At 50.1% G+C, this 22,432-nt stretch carries 18 protein-coding genes; 14 read left to right on the top strand and 4 right to left on the bottom strand.

All coding sequences use genetic code 11. From position 1 onward, the window contains the following. Positions 1–150: 150 nt before the first annotated feature. The 5 genes from SBI19_RS02535 (at position 151) to SBI19_RS02515 (ending at position 5,502) form a co-directional block, all read left to right on the top strand. On the top strand, positions 151–1,485 hold the full coding sequence (locus tag SBI19_RS02535) for an ABC transporter substrate-binding protein (protein ID WP_317964644.1): 1,335 nt from the start codon (positions 151–153) through the stop codon (positions 1,483–1,485). 72 nt (positions 1,486–1,557) lie between these two features. Further along, on the top strand, positions 1,558–2,448 hold the full coding sequence (locus SBI19_RS02530; RefSeq protein ID WP_317964643.1) for a carbohydrate ABC transporter permease: 891 nt from the start codon (positions 1,558–1,560) through the stop codon (positions 2,446–2,448). 12 nt (positions 2,449–2,460) lie between these two features. Then, a complete protein-coding gene (locus SBI19_RS02525) occupies positions 2,461–3,285 on the top strand; it encodes a carbohydrate ABC transporter permease (protein ID WP_317964642.1) in 825 nt (274 codons plus the stop codon). A gap of 20 nt (positions 3,286–3,305) precedes the next feature. Continuing rightward, positions 3,306–4,943 carry a glycoside hydrolase family 43 protein gene (locus tag SBI19_RS02520; RefSeq protein ID WP_317964641.1) on the top strand — a complete coding sequence of 546 codons (1,638 nt, stop codon included), beginning with the start codon at positions 3,306–3,308 and terminating at the stop codon, positions 4,941–4,943. Positions 4,944–5,100: 157 nt separating this feature from the next. Next, positions 5,101–5,502, top strand: a complete 402-nt coding sequence (locus SBI19_RS02515; protein ID WP_317964640.1) for a hypothetical protein — start codon at positions 5,101–5,103, stop codon at positions 5,500–5,502. 186 nt (positions 5,503–5,688) lie between these two features. On the opposite strand, the gene xynC is transcribed toward SBI19_RS02515, so the two are convergent. Next, positions 5,689–7,371 (bottom strand): glucuronoarabinoxylan endo-1,4-beta-xylanase XynC, encoded by a 1,683-nt coding sequence (xynC, locus tag SBI19_RS02510; protein WP_317964639.1) that lies wholly within the window; start codon positions 7,369–7,371, stop codon positions 5,689–5,691. A gap of 297 nt (positions 7,372–7,668) precedes the next feature. Continuing rightward, on the bottom strand, positions 7,669–8,514 hold the full coding sequence (locus SBI19_RS02505) for an AraC family transcriptional regulator (protein WP_317964638.1): 846 nt from the start codon (positions 8,512–8,514) through the stop codon (positions 7,669–7,671). 152 nt (positions 8,515–8,666) lie between these two features. Between SBI19_RS02505 and SBI19_RS02500 the strand changes: the two genes are divergently transcribed. The 5 genes from SBI19_RS02500 to SBI19_RS02480 all read left to right on the top strand — a co-directional run bounded on the left by SBI19_RS02500 (position 8,667) and on the right by SBI19_RS02480 (position 14,045). Continuing rightward, the gene (locus SBI19_RS02500) at positions 8,667–10,403 is read left to right on the top strand and encodes a glycoside hydrolase family 2 protein (protein WP_317964637.1); all 1,737 of its coding nucleotides are present in this window, start codon (positions 8,667–8,669) and stop codon (positions 10,401–10,403) included. Positions 10,404–10,478: 75 nt separating this feature from the next. Then, positions 10,479–11,864: an extracellular solute-binding protein gene (locus tag SBI19_RS02495; RefSeq protein ID WP_317964636.1), complete on the top strand. Its 1,386-nt coding sequence runs from the start codon at positions 10,479–10,481 to the stop codon at positions 11,862–11,864. Between the two features lie 18 nt (positions 11,865–11,882). Beyond that, positions 11,883–12,104, top strand: coding sequence for a hypothetical protein (locus SBI19_RS02490; RefSeq protein WP_317964635.1), 222 nt, complete (start codon positions 11,883–11,885; stop codon positions 12,102–12,104). Between the two features lie 96 nt (positions 12,105–12,200). After that, positions 12,201–13,139 carry an ABC transporter permease gene (locus tag SBI19_RS02485; RefSeq protein WP_483312233.1) on the top strand — a complete coding sequence of 313 codons (939 nt, stop codon included), beginning with the start codon at positions 12,201–12,203 and terminating at the stop codon, positions 13,137–13,139. A gap of 15 nt (positions 13,140–13,154) precedes the next feature. Continuing rightward, the gene (locus SBI19_RS02480) at positions 13,155–14,045 is read left to right on the top strand and encodes a carbohydrate ABC transporter permease (protein WP_483312225.1); all 891 of its coding nucleotides are present in this window, start codon (positions 13,155–13,157) and stop codon (positions 14,043–14,045) included. Positions 14,046–14,128: 83 nt separating this feature from the next. Here the strand turns inward: SBI19_RS02480 and SBI19_RS02475 are convergent, their stop codons facing one another. Next, positions 14,129–15,007 (bottom strand): AraC family transcriptional regulator, encoded by an 879-nt coding sequence (locus tag SBI19_RS02475; protein WP_317964633.1) that lies wholly within the window; start codon positions 15,005–15,007, stop codon positions 14,129–14,131. A 265-nt stretch (positions 15,008–15,272) separates the two neighbouring features. Here SBI19_RS02475 and SBI19_RS02470 point away from each other — a divergent pair, with 265 nt between their 5' ends. From SBI19_RS02470 to SBI19_RS02460, 3 genes are all read left to right on the top strand, one after another. Continuing rightward, positions 15,273–18,773: an endo-1,4-beta-xylanase gene (locus SBI19_RS02470; protein WP_317964632.1), complete on the top strand. Its 3,501-nt coding sequence runs from the start codon at positions 15,273–15,275 to the stop codon at positions 18,771–18,773. Between the two features lie 137 nt (positions 18,774–18,910). Next, complete coding sequence (locus SBI19_RS02465; protein WP_317964631.1) at positions 18,911–19,300, top strand: collagen-like protein; 390 nt, start codon at positions 18,911–18,913, stop codon at positions 19,298–19,300. Positions 19,301–19,465: 165 nt separating this feature from the next. Then, positions 19,466–20,206 carry a YheC/YheD family protein gene (locus tag SBI19_RS02460; protein ID WP_317964630.1) on the top strand — a complete coding sequence of 247 codons (741 nt, stop codon included), beginning with the start codon at positions 19,466–19,468 and terminating at the stop codon, positions 20,204–20,206. A 338-nt stretch (positions 20,207–20,544) separates the two neighbouring features. Here the strand turns inward: SBI19_RS02460 and SBI19_RS02455 are convergent, their stop codons facing one another. Continuing rightward, a complete protein-coding gene (locus tag SBI19_RS02455) occupies positions 20,545–21,168 on the bottom strand; it encodes a GNAT family N-acetyltransferase (RefSeq protein ID WP_317964996.1) in 624 nt (207 codons plus the stop codon). Positions 21,169–21,499: 331 nt separating this feature from the next. Here SBI19_RS02455 and SBI19_RS02450 point away from each other — a divergent pair, with 331 nt between their 5' ends. Then, the gene (locus SBI19_RS02450) at positions 21,500–22,111 is read left to right on the top strand and encodes a DUF4304 domain-containing protein (RefSeq protein ID WP_317964629.1); all 612 of its coding nucleotides are present in this window, start codon (positions 21,500–21,502) and stop codon (positions 22,109–22,111) included. Positions 22,112–22,432: the final 321 nt, after the last annotated feature.

Raw genomic sequence — 22,432 nt, 5'->3', positions numbered from 1 at the left:
CCAGCAATCACAATGACTACGGGGAAGGTTTCGACAAACGTCTACCTTCGTCTTTTTTTCTCTACTGACCGTCCATTATTCCGCTTGTTATGATCAGTGCAGGCAAATGAGATTGCCGGATTCCTTAAACAACCATCAGGGGGAATAACGATGAAGAGATATTCCAAATTGGCGCGTGCGTCTATACTGACGCTTGCTATTGCATCTGTAGGAACGCTTGCCGCATGCGGCAGCGATAACAGCTCGAGTACATCGGACAGCAGCAGCGGAAGCGGCGAAGGCAAAGTAACGCTGCGCTTCTTCTCCAACCTGCCGGATCGCAAGTCCGGACAAGGCCTTGCCGAGCAGACGGTTATCGATAATTACACGAAAGAAAATCCGAACGTCAAGATCGAGGTCGAGACGCTTGCGGAGGAGCCTTTCAAGAACAAGCTGAAGGCGTATATGTCCTCCAACGAGCCGATCGATATTACCATGGTTCACGGCGGCGCCGAGCTTAATACACTCGTACAAGCCGGTTATGTCAAAGAACTGAATCCGAAGCAGTATGAAGGGGAGCAATTCAACTTCCTGCCGGGCGTGTACAAATCGTTCACCTTCAATGACAAGCTGTACGGCTTGCCGCGCAACAGTGACTATGAAGTCATCTACTACAATAAGAAGCTGTTCGCAGACAACGGCGTGAAAGTGCCGACTACGCTTACGGAGCTGCTCGATGCCGCGAAAGCATTCCGCGATAAAGGCATCGCCCCGATGTCCATTAACGGCAAGGATCTGTGGAGCTTCGGCGAGATGTATCAGAACCTTGTGCTGCGCTACAGCGGCAATCAGAACCTGATCCTCGATGCGATCGATAAGAAGGTCAAATTCGCGGACGATGAGAACTTCCTGAAGGCCGCGCAATTCCTCGGCGAAGTTCGCGATGCGAAGATGTTCCAAGATTCTTACATGACGGCTGACTACGGCGCATCGCAAAACATGTTCTCGCAGGGCAAAGCAGCGATGTGGTACATGGGATCGTGGGAAGCTGGCATGGCGACGAACGAGGCGCTGCCTGAAGAGTTCCGTCAAAATCTTGGTGTTGTGAAATTCCCTGTCGCTGAAGACGGCAAAGGCTCATTGGATGATCTTCTTGCTTGGAACGGCGGCGGTTATGCACTCGTAAGCAGCTCGAAGCACCCAGAAGAAGCGAAGAAGTTCTTCGACTATCTGATGAGCGCCAGCCAATGGGCGAAGGTAGCATGGGATACGGGCGCTGCCGTACCTGCACAGAAATATGAACTGACCGGCTCCGAGAGCGAAGTTCAGAAGACGCTGACCGATATTCTGATTAATGCATCGTCGACATCCGGCGCTTCCGCAGTCGACTACGGTACACCGAAGTTCAAGGATGATTCGCAGAACGCATTCGGCAAGTTCTTCTCCAGCAAACAAACGCCTGAAGAATTGCTTAGCGCGCTCCAGACAGCGGTGGACAATCAATAATGGCATAGAAGGAATCGGATAAGGACAGGGCGATCCTGTCTTTATCCCTTTCTAAAGGATGGAGTGATTATCATGCATCGCGTGTTTAGAAACAAAACAGCTATTTTCTTATTCGTGGCGCCCGGTATGCTGCTGTTCGCGTTGACCTTCCTGGTTCCGATCATCGTCAGCGGTTATTATTCCTTCACCGATACGCTTGCTCCGGGGACGAAGGTCACGATGGTCGGCTTCGACAACTATACGAACCTGCTCTTCCATGACGAGCGCTTCTGGCTGGCGCTTCGCAACGCCCTTCTGCTCGGTATCGGCTTCATCGTGATCCAGCATCCGATCTGTATTTTCTTCGCGATTCTGCTCGACCGGCTTGGCGGCAAGGCGGAGAAGATTTTCCGTACGATCTTCTTCATTCCGTGCGTCATCTCGGTCGTCGTTATTTCGAAAATGTGGCTTTCCCTGCTCGATCCAACGTTCGGCATGCTGAACAAGCTGCTTGACATTGTCGGCCTTGATTCCTTGAAGCACGCTTGGCTTGGCGAGAGCAGCACGGCGCTTGGCTCCATGTTGTTCATTCTGATCTGGGCCGGTTTCGGCTGGGGACTTCTGTTCTACTATGCAGGCGTCAAAGGGATTTCCGAGGATCTGTACGAGGCGGCTCAGCTCGACGGCGCTTCCGGCTTCCGCATGCATCTGAAGATTACGGTCCCGCTCTTGAAACCGGTAATTGCTGTACAACTCACCCTTGCCATCATTACGGCGCTGAAACAGATGGAGACCGTCTTCCTCACCACGAACGGCGGGCCAGGCGACTCTACGCAATTCCTTGCGGTTTACTTGTACAACAAAGCGTTCTCGGCCAGCCAATACGGCTATGCCAATGCGATTTCGATTCTATTCATCATCGTATGTTTACTTGCAACATATCTCAGCAATCGTCTCACTCGCAACGATGCGACGGATTTCTAGGAGGGCGACAACATGATAGCACGCAACAAAACGGCAATCTGGATTTTCTTCCTGATCGTCGCCGCAGGACAATTATTTCCGCTGATCTGGCTTGTTGACTTCTCGTTCAATTCGAGCGCGGATTTTTATTCCGATAGCATTCTGAAATGGCCTAGCTCACCTCAATGGCAAAACTACGTGAATGCCTGGGTGGACGGGAAATTTTTAAAATATCTAGGCAACAGCTTGCTTGTTTCCGTCGTGACCATCGCGCTGACGGTCGTCTTGTCTCTCACGTTGTCATACGCGTTCATCCGCATGCAGTGGAAGCTTCGTTCGCTGTTCTACACGATCCTGCTGCTCGGGATCATGATTCCGATTCATGCGACGCTCCTGCCGAACTTCGCGATCTTCAAGGAGCTTGGTCTTACCGATACTTATCTCGGACTTATTCTTCCTTATACGGCTGTCTCCGTTCCGCTCGGAACGTTCATGCTCAGCGGCTTCCTGCGCAGCATTCCGAAGGAGCTTGAAGAATCGGCGCTCATGGACGGCTGCAGCATCTACCGCATCGTGTTCCAGATCATTGCGCCGCTGCTTAAGCCTGCGCTTGTCACCGTTATCGTAACGACGTTCCTGAACTGCTGGAATGAATTCATTATGGCTTCGACGTTCCTCAGCAAGGATGCGCTCAAGACGCTGCCATTCTCGGTTATGAACTTTGCAGGCCAATATTCTTCCGATTACGGCTCCCAGTTTGCTGTTATGGTGCTGACTTCGATCCCTGCCATCATCATCTATGCGGTGTTCAATGAGCAGATTACGAAGGGCGTTACGGCCGGCGCTGTCAAAGGCTAATAGGAGGCAAAGTATACAGCATGATTCAGAACCCTATACTCAGAGGCTTTAACCCCGATCCTTCCATCTTGAGAGTCGGGGACGATTACTACATTGCGACTTCCACGTTCGAGTGGTATCCCGGCGTGCAGCTGCACCATTCCAAGGATCTCGTGAACTGGCGTGTCATCGGTTATGCATTGGATCGTGAGTCGCAGCTCGATCTCAAAGGGATCGAGGCTTCGGGCGGCGTATGGGCGCCATGTCTGAGCTACGACGAGGATGCCTGCATTTATTATCTCATCTATACGATCATGCGCAGCACGAACGGCAACTGCTTCGATCTCGACAACTACGTTGTAACGGCAAGCGACATTACCGGACCTTGGTCCGAGCGTACGTACTTGAACAGCTCCGGGTTCGACCCGTCCTTGTTCCATGATGACGACGGCCGCAAATGGCTGCTCAATCTGGAATGGGACAACCGGCCCGGCTACGAGCATCCCGGCTCTATCGTCATTCAGGAATATGACGCGGAACGTCGCGAGCTGATCGGCTCCCCCGTCAGCATCTTCCGCGGGGCTACCGATATGGGCTGCCTGGAGGCGCCGCATATTTACAAGCGGAACGGCTACTATTACATGATGGCGGCGGAAGGCGGCACAGGCTTCGGGCATGGAGTGACCATCGCTCGTTCCCGTTCGTTATTCGGTCCATACGAGTCCGACCCTTGTAATCCAATCATTACTTCGGCCAAGGTGATTAACCTGAATCGGCGAGGCGTTGACGATTACTTGAAGCCATACCAGTACAATCCTGATTCTATCCTGCAAAAGAGCGGCCACGGCTCTCTGGTCGAGACTCCGGCAGGCGAGCCTTACATTGCCCATCTGACGGCGAGACCGCTCGCCTCCAATCAGCGCAGCATGCTCGGACGCGAGACCGCCATCCAGCGCTGCATATGGACCGAGGACGGCTGGCTGCGTCTCGCATCCGGCGGTCAGCGGGCAGAGTTGACGGTTCAGCCTCCCGCGCTGAAACCGGCGCCATGGGAGAGGGAACCGTCACGCGAGCACTTCGACAGCGGCGAATGGAACATGCATCTGAATTCGCTGCGCGTGCCGCTCAGCGATTCATGGGTCAGTCTTAGAGCGCGGCCAGGTTATATGCGTCTTCGCGGACGGGAGTCGTTGTTCTCCCTCCACGAGCAAAGCCTGATCGCCCGCCGCCTCCAATCGGTTCATGCGATTGCCGAGACATGCGTGGAATTCGAGCCTGACAACTTCCACGAAACCGCGGGATTGACCTTATTTTATGACCAGAATATGTTCTATTACTTGCGGATCTATTATAGCGAAAGTCTCGGAAGCAAATGTCTGGGCATTCTATACGCGGATAATGGCGTGAGATTGCAAGAGTCTCGCATGCCGATTGCCAACTGGGATCGGGTGCACTTGCGGGCCGTCATCGACGGCGAGGAGCTTCGCTTCTACGGATCGCCGGACGGCGAGCAGTGGACGCAGGTCGGACCTGTGCTCGATGCGAGCAAATGCTCGGACGAGTATTCCAAGTACGGCCACTTCACAGGGGCCTTCATCGGGGTGTGCTGCCAGGATTCGTATCGCAAACGGAAGCATGCGGATTTTGATTATTTTGAATATCGAGAGCTGCAGGAGTAATAAAATTCGTGCAGGAATAAGCCATCAATCGAATACGATTGGTGGCTTATTTTTAATCCTAACCTAGGTAGATACCGAGTCGCATCCTCTTTTCTTATAACATCTGCTTATAGTAAAATTGTAACCGTCAACCATTACTAACCACAGGAGTGACTTCATGAATTTCTATCTATTTGCCGATGAGGTACAAAGTGTCCTAAATCAACTTGATCAAGGGACACACCAAGCAATGCCAAGAAAATCTGACAGAGATGCAGCGTTCGAGAAGGTTGCAATAGACTGCAGAAAGGTCATTAGCGGTTTATCATACTCATTCGAAATCGAATCGCTTTTATCAAACCGCTTCGAAACCTGGATCAGGATCAATGGTTTGTATGAGATTAAGATACATTTTGGAGATATCATTCAAAGACAGACTGGCTGCAACCGTTTCTATGATTACATTTTTGAAGATCTCAAAAATGCAGACTTCATAGATACCATCCAAGAAGACATTCTAATGCAGCTAACAACCAACCTCGATAAGGAATCACCGATTTATCCCCCAGCAATCTTCTAACCTGCGCTGCAATTTCAACAGCTAATCAGCATCGTTACCATGCAGTAAAATTTCTATCTGTAATGACTAAGAGGCTCTAACGAGTCAAAGCGCTCCTCCTTAATGGATTCGAGCGCTTTGATATCGTTGAGCCTTATTTTGATTACACGTGTTGTCTAAATCATTGGGTCAATGACCTTCTGTCGCCTACTGTGCCGATACATTAATGCTATCGATATTCGGCCCTTCCGTTCCGGTCGTTACGACCCGAATCGTATTCGTTCCGCTGTTCATTGCCACCTGGATTGTTTTCTCTCCCCAAGCGGTCCAACTGCCAGTCGCCGCGAAAGCTGCATTGCTGATTACTTTCGTCCCATTCACGTATACATCCAAGTTTCTTGTGCCGGATGCTAGTGCGTAACGGAACTTCACATTCTTCGTTCCGGCTACGGCACAGTAAACGTTATTCCACTGAATGGCTGCATCCGAATAAGCATTGAAGTTGACATAGCCCGTACCGTTATAACCTGAGTACAGCGTTTCGGTTGCGGCATTCGTCAAGGTTGTGCCCGTCTCCGCTTCATATGTCGTACTGCTGCTGCCACCCGTGCCGCCCGTGCTGTAATCGCCAACGAAGGTTGTCACGCTCTGAGCCGGAAGCTGCGCTGTGAAGGCTCCGTTCGACACGCTAATATTGCTCTGCGCTGCTGCGTTTCTCGTTCCATCCGTAACGTATGGCGTTACTTGCGAGGCTGTTCCGTTCTGGAGCACGAAGCGTTGGTTCACCGCGGATGTCCCTCTATTAATTGCAACAATCACGACTTTACTGCTGCCTTTATAAGCGGAAACAAAGACGTTCGTATCCGGATTCTTCGTTGCATCGACTCTGACATAGCCAGGGCGAACGAACTTCGAGAATTGAGCCATGGAGTAACCGCGTTTGCTAATCGTTCCATCCTCTTTCAACGGGCCGTATTGCCTGCGAATATACCACCATACATACGTTTGAAAATCGCCTTCGACCATCGCGTTGTGCATATGATACGCAACATCCAGAGCTTCAGGCCAACGATCCGCCGAATTGGCATCGCTATTCGGATAATAAACCTCCGTCATCCACAGCTCCTTGCCCCCTCCCTTCTGCTTGAATAACGGATAGGCGAAGCTGCTGAACGGCGTACCGTACGTATGGGCTCCGAGAATATCCATATTCGCAAGCGCCTGCGCGTCGTTCAGAATCGGGTCGGACATATTTTTTAAATAAGAGAAAGATTCCGGCGCCATCACTCGGCTATTGATAGAGCCCGCATTTTCCTTCATGAAACGAAGCATCTCTTCCGGCGTCCACCATGTCCATGTGTGTGCGTAATCGGGCTCATTCTGGACTGAGATGGCATACAGCTCGACGCCGTTATTTTTCATATACGTAACAAAATCATTCAGATGCTGCGCGTAGGCAGCGTACTTATCGTAGCGCAGCCTCTTGGCCGTCGTATCACCATTGTGGTTGAACGTTTCCGTCATGTTGCTTGGCGGGTTCCACGGTGTAGCGAATACGATCGCGCCGTGCGCAATCGCGCTTTGTGCGGTCGGAAGCTCTTTGTACCAATTGTTCGGGTCCTCATCGACATGAATCCTCAGAACGGAGAAGCCAAGCTGATTATTGCTATTCCCGAAAACAGTTTCCCGCTGCGCGGCAGTCAAATCCGTTGTCCACACCGGGTGGTTCATACCGCCAAAGCCGCGAATCAGCTGCTTCTCAGCCGACAAATTGACGGTTACGTCACTCGCCGCTGATACCTCGTTAGAGAAACTTGTCGTTAGCAGACATGACAGTGCGGTTACGCATGCAAGAAGCAAGCTAATCGATTTTCTAACTCCTGTTTTCATTACTTTCATCTCCTTTGTTATTTTCTTAATTTCATCTGTAGAATCAACTTCTCTTAACTTATCATTCTCCTCCTTCTAACGATTGTTTCTTATCGGCACCTCCTCCTTTCATAGAAGCTCGGCGGTGGTGCAATTAGATATTAAAGCGCTTTCTTTTCCAATTAAAGTAACTATTTTTTACTTTTGGTTCACTTCTTTGTCTCTTCATGCCCCCCGGACCGCATGACATTGGACGCAACACAAACAAAGCCAGCCACTGACTGCATTTCCCCGTCCGTGGCTGACTCTATTCCTCATTCAAATAAACCCGATTTCACTGCTTCTGCGGTAATCGGTGGGCGAAATGCCGCTCAGCTTCTTGAACGCTTTGCTGAACTGGTAGACGTCGGTGTAGCCGCAGGCTCTTGCTATGTCCGTGACAGAGTAATCGGTGAAACGAAGTCGCCGGACGGCGTGTTCATACCGCAGCTGGTCCAAATATTCCTTGGGGCTGCGCCCGTACCTTGCCGCGAACGTTCTGCGGATATAGACGGGAGAGAAGCCTGTCTGCTCTGCCAGTTCCGTGATGCGAACCTCCTCGGCGAATCCCGCTTCAAGCTTCTCCTTGAACCGGCGCAGCACGTCGTCAATTCCTTCCTCGCCGCCCTGCCTGTCCCATGAATCTGCGGCCTCGTGAAGCTCGTAAATAAGTCGGTACCAGACCGATTTCACGCGCGCTTCTCGCATGTGATCCCCCGGCACCCATACTTTCTCCGCTTCACGAAACATGCCGCCGATCCTTCCCTGACGTTCGGTTTGCAAGGGCATCAGAAACGGAAGCTGCAGACGTTCGACAGGCTCGGGAACCTCCCATCCATTCTCGCTCCTGCGCTGCTCTGCGCAATCGAAGAGCAGCATCGTCATCCGAAGCGGATGCGACTCCGAAGATTTCATATAGAGAGGCATACCAGGCCAGAGGTATACCAATGTGCCTCCTTCTACCTCCACATCCCCTTCTTCGCTGCGGAATACGCCTCGGCCGCTGTAAATGTAGTAAAAGGTATGCCCGGATACCGTACGCCGGATGTCCTCCCATCCAGGCACCGGTTCTTTGGCCAGCACCCAATGGATATGCGCAGCCAGTCCTCCCAAAGCATATGCCATCTCGTCTTCCTCCACGACATTAAGTTTGTATCGTTTATGATAAATGATTCGGATTGTTTTTGCCATTGTTGATTGAAGGCATCCAATGCTAAACTCCGATCATGAAGGCTAGAATTATTGATGATATCAAAACTTTAACGGAGATGACACAGATGATTCGAACATTTCAACAACACAGACTTCGCAAAACCCAGCTTCTTGATGGATTATGGGATTTCGTTTTTGACAAGGACAATGTCGGTATAGCGGAAGGCTGGAACGTAAACTTCCCCGCTCACTCCGACCCGATGCCGGTGCCGGGCTGCTGGAATAACGAGTTGGGCAAATTCGACTACGAAGGAGTGGCATGGTATCGCACCCGGGTACGAATCGAGGATAGCAGCCATCTTCGCCTCCTCTTCCACGCTGTGCTCGGACATGCGGATGTGTACTGGGACGGCGAACATTTGGGTTACCATTTTGGCGGCTATACGCCCTTCGACTTTACGATTCCTAACGCTGCGTCAGGCGTTCACGAAATTGTCGTCCGCACGGACAGTACGCTGGAGCGCAACACGATCCCCACTCACGTTGTGGACTGGTTTCATTACGGCGGCATCATTCGACCAGTGGAGCTTCAGTTTCTGCCGGATGTATCGATCGAGAACATGCGCATCACCTACAATATGACCGGTGTTAAAAACGCTGACATCAGCGTCACGGTCAACCTCAACTCCATGTCGGATAAGCCTGTCGAAGTGCCGGTATCCCTCTATCGGAATGATGAGTTATTCCACACCGAGAACGTGCAGCTTCTCGCTGGCGAGCATAAGGAGCTGAAAGTGGAACAAGCTTGGTCCGGACTTAGCCGCTGGGAACAAGACAACCCTGCGCTCTACATGATCCGAGCTGCAGCAGGACAAGACGACAAGATTGACCGCATCGGATTTCGTACGATCGAGACGCGAGACAAGAAGATTCTGCTCAATGGCAAGGAGCTTTACCTGCAAGGCGTTAACCGTCACGAGGAACATCCCGAATGGGGCTTCGCATTCCCGAACAAATTGATGACGAAAGATCTGGACATCATTCTGCAGTTAGGCTGCAACACCGTCCGCGGATCCCATTATCCGCAGAGCGAATACTGGATCGATCTGCTCGATGAGCGAGGCATCATGTTCTGGTCGGAGATTCCGATCTGGGGAGCCGGACTTCCGGCAGAGGTTACAGCGGATCCCATCTTCATCGAGCGAGCATTGACCATGATGGATGAGATGATCGACCGGGATCTCCACCATCCATCGATCCTGTTCTGGTCCGTCCATAATGAAATCGATACACGCTCCCAGCAAGCTTATGATCTGTCTATTAAGATGATCGATCTCGTTCGAAGCAAGGATCAGTCCAGACTTGTCGTTTATGCGACAATGCACCCGATGACAGACATTTGCCTCGGATTGTTCGACGTAATCGGCATTAACTATTACGGCGGATGGTACTTCGGCCATACCAGCTTCGAGAAGATGCTCGACGTTTTCCATGCACGCTGCAAGGAATATGGCGCGGAGAACACGCCGGTCCTAATGACCGAATTCGGCGGAGCAGGCGTATACGGCGACTCGGGCTGGGAACCGCGTCTATTCAGCGAAGACTATCAAGCCGATCTGCTCAGCAAATCGATGAAGCTGTTCCGATCCGACGCGAAGATCAGCGGTACTTACGTATGGCAGTTCGCAGATACGAGAGCCGATCTTCACAGCCATCTTCCTCACTTCAGGGATCGTGCCCGCTCCTTCAATAACAAAGGCATCGTCAACGAATACCGTAAACCGAAACTTGCTTATCGCGTGATCAAGGGGATCTACACCGGTACGGATGACCCTTATATCTGGGGATCTACACTGGAATAGAGACTGCGGAGAGGCAGTCCTCAAGGGATAGGCAGTGCTCCAACCAATATCTACATTAGGGGAGGCAATTTGTTCATGTCCATGTACAAGAAAAAGATGAACAGGTTTGCAACAGTTGTAACCATCGCGGGATTGGTTGCGACTACGATGAGCGCATGCACCGACAAAGACACATCGACCGGCTCCACGGAATCACCGGGATCAACCTCAGAAAGTAAAGAGGCAGCGAACCAGACGCCGCCGCTCACGAAACTCTCGTATTGGGTCGAGTTGTTCCCGGATGCTGCCGCTATTATGAAAAGCTACGGGGAAGTTACGGCTTGGAAGGAAATCGAAGCGAAAACCGGCGTCCAAATCGAATTCCAGCACCCGGCGCAAGGTCAGCTTGGCGAGCAATTCAACTTAATGGTTGCATCGAACAAGCTGCCTGATGTTGTTGATTATGGCTGGAACAGCTACCCTGGCGGCGCCCAGAAAGCGATCCGCGATAAGAAAATCGTCCCTCTTAACGATTATTTGGACGATGCGCCTAATCTGAAAGCGCTGTTCGACGCCCACCCGGAATGGAGAAAGATGGCCTCCACGGACGACGGCAACATTATCGGCTTCCCGTTCATTCGTGAGGATGTCACCCAACAAGTGTTCCTTGGACCTGCAATTCGCAAGGACTGGCTGGACAAGCTGCAGCTGTCATCGCCGACGACCATTGATGAATGGCACACGGTTTTGAAAGCGTTTAAAGAACAAGATCCGAACGGCAATGGCAAGGCTGACGAAATTCCAATCAATATTCCAGCCGGAGAATTAGCATTCGCCGGCGCATTCGGAACGCCTAACGATTACTATCAGGACAACAATACGGTCAAATACGGACCGATCGAACCTGGATTCAAGAATTACTTGACTACCATGAATCAATGGTATGAGGAAGGTCTGCTTGATAAGGACTTCGCGACGACCGACGGCAAAATGAAAGACGCCAAAATGACAGGCAACCAAGTCGGCGCAACGGTACTGTTCCTCAACGGCGGAATCGGCAAGTATATGGACCTGATGGCACAGACGCAGCCGGAATTCAAAATCGTCGGAACGACTTATCCGACATTGAACGCTGGCGAGAAGCCTGTATTCGGCTATATTGACAATCCCGTAACCGGCATCTTCACAGCGATTACCGGCAGCAACAAGAACGTCGCCGGAACGGTGAAATTCCTTGACTATCTGTATAGCGATGAAGGGAAGCTCACCATGAACTTCGGCAAAGAAGGAGAAACGTACACGTTAGTGGACGGACAACCGAAGTATACGGACGCTGTACTGAAAAATCCGGACGGACTGCCGATCTCGCAAGCGTTCCGCAAGCATATTATGGGCGCAACCTCCGGTCCGTTTGTGCAGGATGTCCGTCTTACGGCGCAATATACGACGAAGCCGGAACAACAAGAAGCGATGAAGCTGTAGTCGGGCCCTACGCAAGCGATGAAAATGCCTCCAGTCAGTATTGCCGTAGAGGACAGCAGCCGTTATGCGTCGATCATGACCGATGTGAACACGTATAAAGACGAAATGATTCTCAAATTTATTATGGGCGCAGAACCGCTGGACAAATTCGATCGTTTCGTAGAAACGTTGAAAGGCTTAGGCATCGACGAAGCGATTCAAATTCAACAATCAGCACTGGAGCGCTACAACAATAGATAATCATCATCGTTAGCTCTGGAGAATGGCAGCCTGACAGCTGCCATTCTCCGGATATCCGGGAGGGACAATTCCGTGCCTGAGTATAATCAGAGCTTAGTGAAAGCAACAGCCAGAACGCCTGTCGCGAACAAAAGAACCATCATCCGCAAAGACTTGATACGGAATCGGTACATTTACCTCATGCTACTACCGGTCATTGCGTATTACGCCCTCTTTCATTATGGACCGATGTATGGTCTGCTGATCGCGTTTAAAGATTACGGAATCGCCGACGGCGTCTGGAAGAGCCCTTGGGTCGGTTTTGATCACTTTCAACAATTTTTCGGCAACCATTTCTTCTGGCGGCTTATTCGCAACACCTTAATGATCAATCTCTTGGAATTAATCTTTGCGTTCCCTGCCCCAATAATATTGGCGCTGTTGCTGAATGAACTCCGATCCATTCTGTTCAAACGAGTTGTACAAACGATCAGTTATCTCCCCCACTTTATTTCGATCGTGGTCGTCGTAGGGATGATCGTGGATTTCGTTGCGCGTGACGGACTGGTCAACAACCTGCTCGGTTGGTTCGGGATTCAGCCGATTGCGTTCCTTCAGGAGCCGAATTGGTTTCGCCCCTTATATATCTCCTCCGGTATCTGGCAAGGCATTGGCTGGGGCTCTATCATCTACCTTGCCGCGATGTCTACGATTGATCCAACCCTGTACGATGCGGCTCGGATCGATGGCGCAAACCGTTGGAAGCAAACCTTGCATGTAACGATTCCAGGCATTATGCCAACGATCGTGATCCTGCTCATCCTAAGCATTGGGTCCATGCTTTCCGTCGGAAGCGAGAAAATCATTCTCATGTACAATCCGCTAACCTATGAAACAGCTGACGTCATTTCAACCTATGTATATCGAAAAGGGATTCTCGGAGCCGACTTCGGATATTCCGCTGCCGTAGGTTTGTTCAATTCCGTCATCAGCTTCATCCTGCTTACACTTGCCAATACCATGAGCAAACGAGTAAGCGAACACAGGTTATGGTAAGGGGGAGCGCATGCAATGACTTCATTGACTTATAGACGTTCACTAGGAGAAACCGCATTTTCATGGTTCAATCTATTGTTTATGCTTACGTTATGCTTCGTCACGCTCTATCCTTTTATTTACATTCTATTGGCGTCGGTCAGCGATCCCGCCCTGATGGCCAAGTATCGCGGCATGTTGTTCTTCCCGCAAGGCTTCAGCTTGGAGGCTTATAAAGCGGTGCTGGACAATCCGATGATTACGACGGGCTACCGGAATACGTTGTTCTATGTCGCAGCGGGTACCGTCATCAACTTGATTATGACTACGCTTGGCGCGTACGCCCTCTCCCGTCCGAACGTCTATTTCAAAAATCACATCATGCTCATCATCGTTATTACAATGGTATTCAATGGAGGGCTTATCCCGTCTTTCCTGCTGATCAATAATCTTGGCATGTTGAATACCCCTTGGGCGCTCCTGCTGCCAGGGGCGATCAGCTCCTTCAACCTCATCATTATGCGGACCGCATTCCAAGGCATCCCTGTAAGCTTGGAGGAATCCGCACGCATCGATGGCGCGAATGATTGGGTCATCCTGAGCCGGATCATTATTCCGCTCTCCATGCCCGTGATTGCCGTCATGATTTTATGGTATGCAGTCGGACATTGGAATTCGTACTTCAATGCACTCGTTTATCTGCGCGATCGAGAGTTGTTCCCGCTTCAGCTTGTGCTTCGAGAAATCCTTATCTCCAATAGTACCGATAATATGACGACCGGAGCAGCGGCCGGTGATCGTATGGATATCGGGATTACGATTAAGTACGCCACCATCATTGTATCGACTTTGCCGATCTTAGTCCTTTATCCGTTTCTTCAGAAATATTTTGTGCAAGGCGTATTGATCGGCGCGCTGAAAGAGTAAATACACGCAGCTTCTATGATTGCTATCAACAAAAAGCCGACCTGTTACGGTCGGCTTTTCGTCATGGAGAGGCGATTATTGGTTCAAAGAAAAGTATCGGATTTCGTAATCGGTATCCATACCTCTACAACAAAGATGTCATTCTCCTGGCTGAACATCTCGAATTCCGGACCCACCGCTTGCGTGTAGCCGGACGTTGGAAACCACTCCAGGAAGATCCGTTCGCGCATGCGACGAACCACTCTGGTGGTCAGATGGCCAGGATGCTTAGCGGTAAAGAACACTGCCCATGTAAGCGACGGAACAGGCAGCGCAAAATATCCGGGAGGCGCGCTGCCCCTTGGCGTATCATAGCAGATCATGTAGGAGAACATGCTCGGCGAATAATTGAACAGCGCAGCATTAAGCGGCGTATTGTAGTCCAGCCCGATATCGCGATGGAATTGGCCCACGGCTCCGCTGTCGATATTATCTTCCCAGAACTTCGTAATCTGGGCATGCATCCGCTCCGGGTCCGCTACGATATCCGCTTTAATTCCGCATACTTCGAAGGCCGGCTTCTCCATGATCTGGTACCGAATCTCGCTATCGCCATCAACGAACATGTGGAAGGCGAGCTTCGGATAGGCTTTGAGCGGTGCGCCCGGGTTCCGAGCCATTGTGGGCATGATGCCGTGCATGCTCTTAAACGCTCGCGAGAATGCCTCCGGCGACTGATACCCATACTTGACGGCTACGTCGATGACTTTCTCACCACTCTCCCGCAGCTCGAACGCAGCCAGCGTAAGCCTCCTGCGACGAATATATTCCGAGAGCGAGATATCCGTTATATAAGAGAACATGCGTTGAAAATGGTATACCGAGCAGCAAGCTCTTCTCGCGACCTGCTGAAAATCAATTTCCTCTGTGATATGGGCTTCAACATAATCTATCGCACTATTAATTCGATCCATTGAATTCATAGCTTTTCCCATCCCATCAATTCTCTTGAGTTCCTCTTGCGGGTACAACCTATTACTCGGGTATGCCTCTAGGTATAATTTTATAGTTTACGGAATGCAGTATCTACGTAAGAAAGTATAGAAGTAAGCATGATATCTATAGTACATATCCTGCAAGGTTAACCCTCCTTTTTTTTGATATACATAGATAGTCAGCGAATGCAAGCGGTTACAATACATTCGCGCACGACAGGCTACATCATATTTTGGGAGGGGAACTAACACGATGAACAAGAGGTTCAAGCAGGTTTTGATGGTAGTGTTTGCGATTGCCTTGTTTTTGCCCCAGTTCGGGTTAACGCACAAGGCAAATGCAGCGGACGCTCCAGCTGTTCCAGTCGGCAAAGTTATCTACGATCTGCAGCAAGACAGTCAGCTTGCAGCAGGAGCATTCCAAGGAACCGCCGCCCTGCAGAAGGCTGGCGATAACACGTTCACGGTCGTAGATAACGGCGGAGTAAAAGCGATTAATATTTCGGGCAGAACAGCAAACTGGAATGCCATTGATATTAAAACTGCGCCTTTGAAAGCTAGTGGCGCTACATCATTCCATATTGTTGTAACAGGGCGCATCCCGGCGGATGCAACGGTAGCTGGCGGCACGCAGATGAAGCTTGGCTACACGAACTCGCCTTACACCGAAATGGTTAAGACCAGCGAGGTAAAAGCCGGAGACAGCTTCACGCTGGAATATGCATTGGAGGCAGCCGAGCTTAACACGATGACGACTGGCGGATTGAATGTACGCATTCAAGACACATCGGGCATGAGCGCATTTTCGATCGATGGCATCAAGATTACGTCCGGCGGATCGACAGGTGGAGGAACACCGCCAGTCGTTACTCCTCCAGTTTCGGACAAGGTTGTTGTAGCCTACGACCTGCAACAGGATATCGGGCTTGCTGACTTAGTCTCCGGTGGCGGCAGTACTTATCTGCAACGTGCAGGCAACCTAACCATCAACGCTGTGTCGAATACGAACGGCACGGTATCGCTGGACCTTTCCAATAGAACGCTTAATTATGAAGGCGTTGATGTTAAAGCTTCCGCAATGGGCTTAAAAGCCGACGCTGCTTACACGGTCAATATGACCGGGCATATTCCTAATGGCGTTACTATTCCTAGCGGCGCACAAATTGTACTTAGCACAGCTGGCGGCTCCTATCCTACGCTAGCGCAAGTTGATGCAGCCGGCACATTCACATTAAGCTATAACGGAACTGCTGCCGCAGACACCGGCGAAACAACAGGGCTTAGAATACAAGCCGACCCTGGCTTGTCCCGATTTGTAATCGATACGCTTGTTGTTTCCGTGAAAGGCGGAACGGCGATGCCGCCTAAAGCATTGTCCAATGTTCCTGGCGTCAATGTTTCCTTAACATCCAACGGCGACAGCTGGTCAGGCGCTAACATTATTTTGGGTACGGATAGTGCGGTATGGCCTTTCTCTACTGGCGACGAAGCGGCTTTCACACCTGAGAAAGACGCGAAATATCACCTTACATTCAATGCTACATCCACAGGTGCAGCGGGATATCGTGTACGTTGGGTTACTGGCAATGAGAATGGCGGTTATACGGCAGGAGATACTGCAGTAGTCACAGCAGATGCTAGCCGCACCTATCAAGTTGGTGCAGTAGCTAACGGAATTCCAGCATCATTCACAGGTGCAGGTGTTGTCAAATCGCAAGCGATCGACTATGCAGTCGACTTCACAATGAGCGGCAGCGAGCTTGCTCAAGGGCTGATTGGCAACATAGCTATTCGCGGCACATCAGGCAGTCAAGACTTTCTGCTGAACAGCATTAAAATCACGGATGATAACGGACAAACGCTGGTGAATTGGGTGGCCGAAGCTACTACATTCGTGCCGGACGATTATGTATGGCCGGAGGCGAAGTGGGATCTTACGCTGCCTTCGCTGAAAGACGCTTACAGCCAGTACTTCACAATCGGCAACATCATGGAGCCGGCGCAAACGACTGACGCAACGCTGACTGCGATGTACGAGAAGCAGTATAACGTCGTAACGGCTGAGAACGCGATGAAGCCTGAGAATCTATTGAGGAACATCTCGTCGGCTAGCGATTTGTCGGATCCAAGCAAGTATAACTTTGCTGGTTCTGATCAAATCGTTCAGTGGGCCGAGGATCATAATCAGTCCATTCACGGACATACCCTTGTGTGGCATTCACAGACTCCAGCCTTCATTAATACGGGCGCTTCTGGCACACGTGTAGCTGCCAAGGCGAACATGGAAACTTTCATCAACAACGTAATCGCGCATTTCGACAGCTCTAACCTTATTTCGTGGGACGTTGTGAACGAAGCTTTCGACGACAACACAGCTAAATTCGATGGCAGCGATTGGCGAACAGGCTTACGTACAGGTTCCCCTTGGTATACAGCTTATGCCAATGGCGCGGACGCGAGCAAAGGCGAAAGCGGCGCGGATTATATCTATGACGCATTCGCATTCGCACACTTAGCGCAAGTCCAAATCGACAGCACCGCTAAGTTGTATTACAACGACTACAACGAGACGTATAAGTACGAGGAAATTGCGCAAATGGTTGAAGACCTGAACGCGCAATGGGAGCAAGATGCTCGTTATGACGGTCGTAAGTTGATCGAAGGCATTGGCATGCAGTCTCACTTCTGGATTAACAGCAAGCCGGACGTGAACGTTCAAGAAGTGGAAAGAGCGATCAAGCGATTCGTTGAGACTGGCGCTAGAATCAGCGTTTCTGAGCTCGACATTCCTTATTCGGCTAACAACAACTACCACCTTGACGAAGCGAAATTGGCTGAACAAGCGCAACAATACGGCACCCTGTTTACAATCTACAAACAATATGCTGATAGCATCGACCGCGTTACCTTCTGGGGCAAAGCGGATATTCAAAGCTGGCGCGGTTCGGGCATGCCATCGCTGTTCGACAACAGCTTTAGACCTAAGACGGCATTCTGGACGGTTATCGGTTTAGGTGCATCGACAAACAATAATAATCCGATCGTCATTATTCCGGAAAAGCCGAAGGATACTGACCCTGCAACGGATCCAGAGACGGATACCGGTGCCGGTGAGCAGACGCCAACGCCAGAGAAGCCTGTCCTGAACAGTGCGATCGCAAACGCAGAGCAGCTTAAGGCTAATGCGCAGCAAGCATTGGAAGCGAACTCGCCGGTCATCTTCTCCGACGTGCCGACGACGCATTGGGCCGCTAAGGCAATCGAATTGGCTTCGCAGCTTGGCGTAGTCGAAGGCAATAACGGTGAGTTCGAAGGTTCGGCTAACGTATCGCGAGCTGAATTCGCTGCAATGATCGTCCGTGCGTTAGGCATTGATACGACAGCAGCGGACGGTTCCTTCTCCGACACGGATGGACACTGGGCAGATGCCGCTATCAGAGCCTTGCATCGTGCAGGCATCGTGAACGGTACAGGCAATGGCTCATTCCATCCTGATCAAGCGATCACTCGCGCCGAGATGGCTGCCATCTTAGCTCGTGTGCTGAACATGAGTGAGGCTAACGGAGCGCCGAAGTTCTCCGACATCAGCGGTCATTGGGCTGCGGACAATATCGCGCAGCTTAACCAAGCAGGCATCGTCAATGGCGTCAGCGACGGCAAGTTCGCACCGAACGATACGGCTACCCGCAATGAATCGGTGACGATCATTATGCGCATGCTGAACATCGTGCTTGACCTGGGGCTGAACCTGTAAGTTATCTCGATTAATCCCCTCCCTTGCGAGTGAGCAAGGGAGTTTTTTTGTCTGCAAGAACTTATCGAATCGCCCATCCCCTTATCTCCGCTCCTACATACAATGGTTTAGCCCATCCATGAAGGAGTGACCCGAACATGTCTTTTTTCCCGCCTCCACCCCCACGCCCACCCGGACTCCCAGGATTCCCGGGACCATCGGGATTTCCAGGACAGCCAGGACCGCCAGCACCTCCAGGACAGCAGGGACCACCAGGGCCGCCGCCAGGTGTCGTGGCACCTACCTCACCTCCGCCGGCATTCATCCCTCAACAACCTGCGGTCACGTCCTTTGCCGTTGACCCGGGAGCGATTGCTGGATGTTTGTTTCGGAATACGTACGTTTGGCTTAGAAATAGAAATCAATTCTGGTTTTACCCGGTTTTCGTAGGCCGCACTTCGGTTTCAGGGTTTCAGTGGAACGGAAGGTTCTGGATGTATACGGGTCTGAGTTTGCAGTCCATCGAATCCTTCACTTGCGTCAGATGAACAAACGAAGGAGCTCCATTCCACTAGGAAAGGAGCTCCTTTCGCGTTGCGAAGTTTTAACGTGAATTTGTACGCATGGCGCGGCGGCATTCGCCGTCGAGGATGCATTTTCATCTGAATAGTTTAGTTCGGGGTTTTATGAAGGGACCGGGGAGGAATGGACATTTGGGCAAATGGTATCTTCACGGGTTTTACGCAAAGTCGTCCGCTATCCGCCACTATCTCCCTCCCACCGCGATATTCCAGGAAAAGACGCTTAATAAGTTCATGCGCGAGTATAAGGCCGTCTATATCAAGCCCGATCGCGAACACAAGGGGAAAGGGATCGTCAAAGCTTGGCAGACGAGGTCTGGCTACACGTTCGTCGTCTTGCGAGGAAAAGCCGTAAAAGCCGGTTCGTTGCCGACGCTGTACAGCAAAATCAAAAGAACAAGCCTGCCGCAGCGCTACATCATCCAGAAAGCGATCCCACTCGCGCGAGTACGCGACAGACCGTTCGACGTGCGCGTAATGATGATGCGCAATTTGCAGAATCAATGGGAGTTTTTCGGACTTTATGCCAAGGTCGCGGGTCCTCAAAGCATCGTCACCAACATTTCGAGCTCGCGCGGTTACGTCACGACGTTCGAAGCTGCGATGAAACATTCGCTCGGCTACTCGAAGGCAAGCGCGGAGCGCGTCAAAAGACAACTCGTCCGCTTAAGCCATCAAATCTGTCGGCACGCAGGCAAAATCAAATACTATCAGAAAATCGGCATCGATTACGCCATCGATAACCGCGGCCGCGTCTGGGTTATCGAAGTGAATTTTACGTATCCTGGATTCCAAGGGTTTGCCCGCCTGCCGGACAAAACGGCTTACAGACGCATTAAGCGGATGAACGACATCTTGAGCAGAAAGCGCTGAGACCGATGCTGGAGCGTCAAACTTGTTTGATCAACAAAGGCTAAGGCCGTTGAGTACAAGCGCCTAGCAGCATTGATGCCTCAGTGTTGTTAGGCACTTTTTTGTATGTTCATTCTTGTTTGAACGCCTAGCGGTTGCCACAGTGATTATTTTGCTAAAATCGGCGGTACTGGGCACTTAACGGTTGCCAGCGAGGTTATTCGTGCTGATCGGACTGATTTCTAGACTAATTCGTGCATATAAGCTCCGTTACAACCTTTACAGCGTGGAATGATGCGCTTTCGAACAGCTAGGACCTTTTGCAACCGTTAGCGCGCTATCAACAGGTCTTTTCCTAGTTATGCAAACGACACACCCACTGCTGCGGACGAATGCTCTTCTCCAGCCGCATATTGCCGCTGAAGCTGACCGTCGGACCATCCTCTTATTATCCCGCATTGAATAGCTCGGCTGCGGCTTTCCCAGAAGCTTGCCCGATCCACTTGATACAGATCATAGATGTTTTGCGATCGATTGATCGCTTTAAACAACTGCGGATTAAGATCATTCGCTAATTGAACATACGGCAGCTTCGCTACCGCCTTCTTCGAACGGATATTTTGCTTGCGCACCTTCAAGAATACCGTCTCGATCCCATGTTCCAGAAACAGTTCCGTGAAGAATGCTTCTTTCGCGCGCCTATTGTACCCCTGGCCAAAATATGGAACGCCCATCCATGTGGCCAAAAATCCCGTTCGATTCGCAATATCATACAGCTGAATCGTTCCGATCGGATGCCCGAGCTCATCCATAATCGTTCTTGAAATCGACGTCTTCTGCAATTCCAGATTCATCAACTGTTTGGTGGTGAACAGATACTCTTCGTAGGAGTGGCATTTGTGACGGACGTAAGGGAATACAGCTGGATCCACCATTAAGTTATACAGCGCATGGCATTCATGCAGATCATGTTTTTTAAGAATGTGACGATCCCCCTACTCCTAATGGTGTCAGACCATCTCAGTATATAAAGGGACATTGGTCGTTATATGAATTCTAATTGCGATTTATATGAATTTGATTTAGGGATTCTGTAAAGTTGGTCGATAGACGACACATTAAGCATTCATATAGATGCCGGAGGACAGGACGAATACCTCAAAGGGACGTAAATACGGATACCTTAGCTTGATCCAGCATGGCGAGGATTTCTTCCCACCATAATCGCTGGCAATTCCCTTTTTCAGATGGAAGGATTATGAAAATTTCCCGCGAATAGTTGGACAATGTTATAAAAAGCGAAGGAGAATAACCATGTATATCGAGGAACAGAAGAAGATCGTGAACGAGATCATAACACCAAGAATGAAAAATCTAGGCTTTAAAAAGTCTTCGTACAATTACTATAAGAAAGTAGACGATAATGTCGGTGTTTGCTTTAATTTGCAAGGCAATAAATATAACGATCGAGAAGAAGCTCGGTTCACTTTTAATGTTGGAACATTTTTACCTAATGCCTATGAAGTATACATCAACCTTAATTCCAACACTGAGTTACCTAAATTCCCCAAAGAATACAACTGCATTGATAGAAAGAGAATCGGACAACTCAAACATACAACGGATCTCTGGTACACACTTAATCCATCTACTGACATTGAGACTATACATAAAGAAGTTTCGAATGATTTGGATCATTATATCATCCCGTATATCCAAGAGATTACTCTAGAGAAGTTACTGGAAACATCTGATGAAACGTTGGGATGGTCAGATAAGATCGTTCTGACCATATTCAAGATTCAAAGTGGACTCGTCGCTGAAGGGGATGAGACGCTAAAGAAACTATATCGAGCGAAACCTAATAATTATATCGCTGAGCAAATTAGGATGATTGCAGCTAAATATAATATGTCACTGGAGTAATAGTCACATCGCCCTCTTCGAAATCTCTCCTGCGGCGACTCCTTCAGACATTTAGAAGGAATCGTTGTCATCACCAATAATGAAGGTTCCTCTCATGAATTCGGGCGCCCCTCTCCCTCAATACTACCAATAAGCGCCGTATTCATTATTATTATCATTAGTATTCCATTGATTAAATTAGAAGTAGAAAAAATCTATAATTCTTTAACCCTCGAACTACTTTGAGTCCAAATCCAAAGAGGAAGATTAGAACAACTATAACTCTCAATCGAAGTTTCGGAGGACTTACGAGGTTCTGATATATTGCACAATGAAATAGCC

The sequence above is a fragment of the Paenibacillus sp. CCS19 genome (genome assembly GCF_033239625.1).
Lineage (GTDB): Bacteria > Bacillota > Bacilli > Paenibacillales > Paenibacillaceae > Paenibacillus_T.
This window is presented reverse-complemented; position numbering and strand designations above follow the sequence as displayed.

Coding starts and splice junctions, on each gene's coding strand:
- SBI19_RS02535 (WP_317964644.1), top strand. CDS start 151: ATGAAGAGATATTCCAAATTGGCGCGTGCGTCTATACTGACGCTTGCT.
- SBI19_RS02530 (WP_317964643.1), top strand. CDS start 1,558: ATGCATCGCGTGTTTAGAAACAAAACAGCTATTTTCTTATTCGTGGCG.
- SBI19_RS02525 (WP_317964642.1), top strand. CDS start 2,461: ATGATAGCACGCAACAAAACGGCAATCTGGATTTTCTTCCTGATCGTC.
- SBI19_RS02520 (WP_317964641.1), top strand. CDS start 3,306: ATGATTCAGAACCCTATACTCAGAGGCTTTAACCCCGATCCTTCCATC.
- SBI19_RS02515 (WP_317964640.1), top strand. CDS start 5,101: ATGAATTTCTATCTATTTGCCGATGAGGTACAAAGTGTCCTAAATCAA.
- xynC (WP_317964639.1), bottom strand. CDS start 7,371: ATGAAAACAGGAGTTAGAAAATCGATTAGCTTGCTTCTTGCATGCGTA.
- SBI19_RS02505 (WP_317964638.1), bottom strand. CDS start 8,514: ATGGCATATGCTTTGGGAGGACTGGCTGCGCATATCCATTGGGTGCTG.
- SBI19_RS02500 (WP_317964637.1), top strand. CDS start 8,667: ATGATTCGAACATTTCAACAACACAGACTTCGCAAAACCCAGCTTCTT.
- SBI19_RS02495 (WP_317964636.1), top strand. CDS start 10,479: ATGTCCATGTACAAGAAAAAGATGAACAGGTTTGCAACAGTTGTAACC.
- SBI19_RS02490 (WP_317964635.1), top strand. CDS start 11,883: ATGAAAATGCCTCCAGTCAGTATTGCCGTAGAGGACAGCAGCCGTTAT.
- SBI19_RS02480 (WP_483312225.1), top strand. CDS start 13,155: ATGACTTCATTGACTTATAGACGTTCACTAGGAGAAACCGCATTTTCA.
- SBI19_RS02475 (WP_317964633.1), bottom strand. CDS start 15,007: ATGAATTCAATGGATCGAATTAATAGTGCGATAGATTATGTTGAAGCC.
- SBI19_RS02470 (WP_317964632.1), top strand. CDS start 15,273: ATGAACAAGAGGTTCAAGCAGGTTTTGATGGTAGTGTTTGCGATTGCC.
- SBI19_RS02465 (WP_317964631.1), top strand. CDS start 18,911: ATGTCTTTTTTCCCGCCTCCACCCCCACGCCCACCCGGACTCCCAGGA.
- SBI19_RS02450 (WP_317964629.1), top strand. CDS start 21,500: ATGTATATCGAGGAACAGAAGAAGATCGTGAACGAGATCATAACACCA.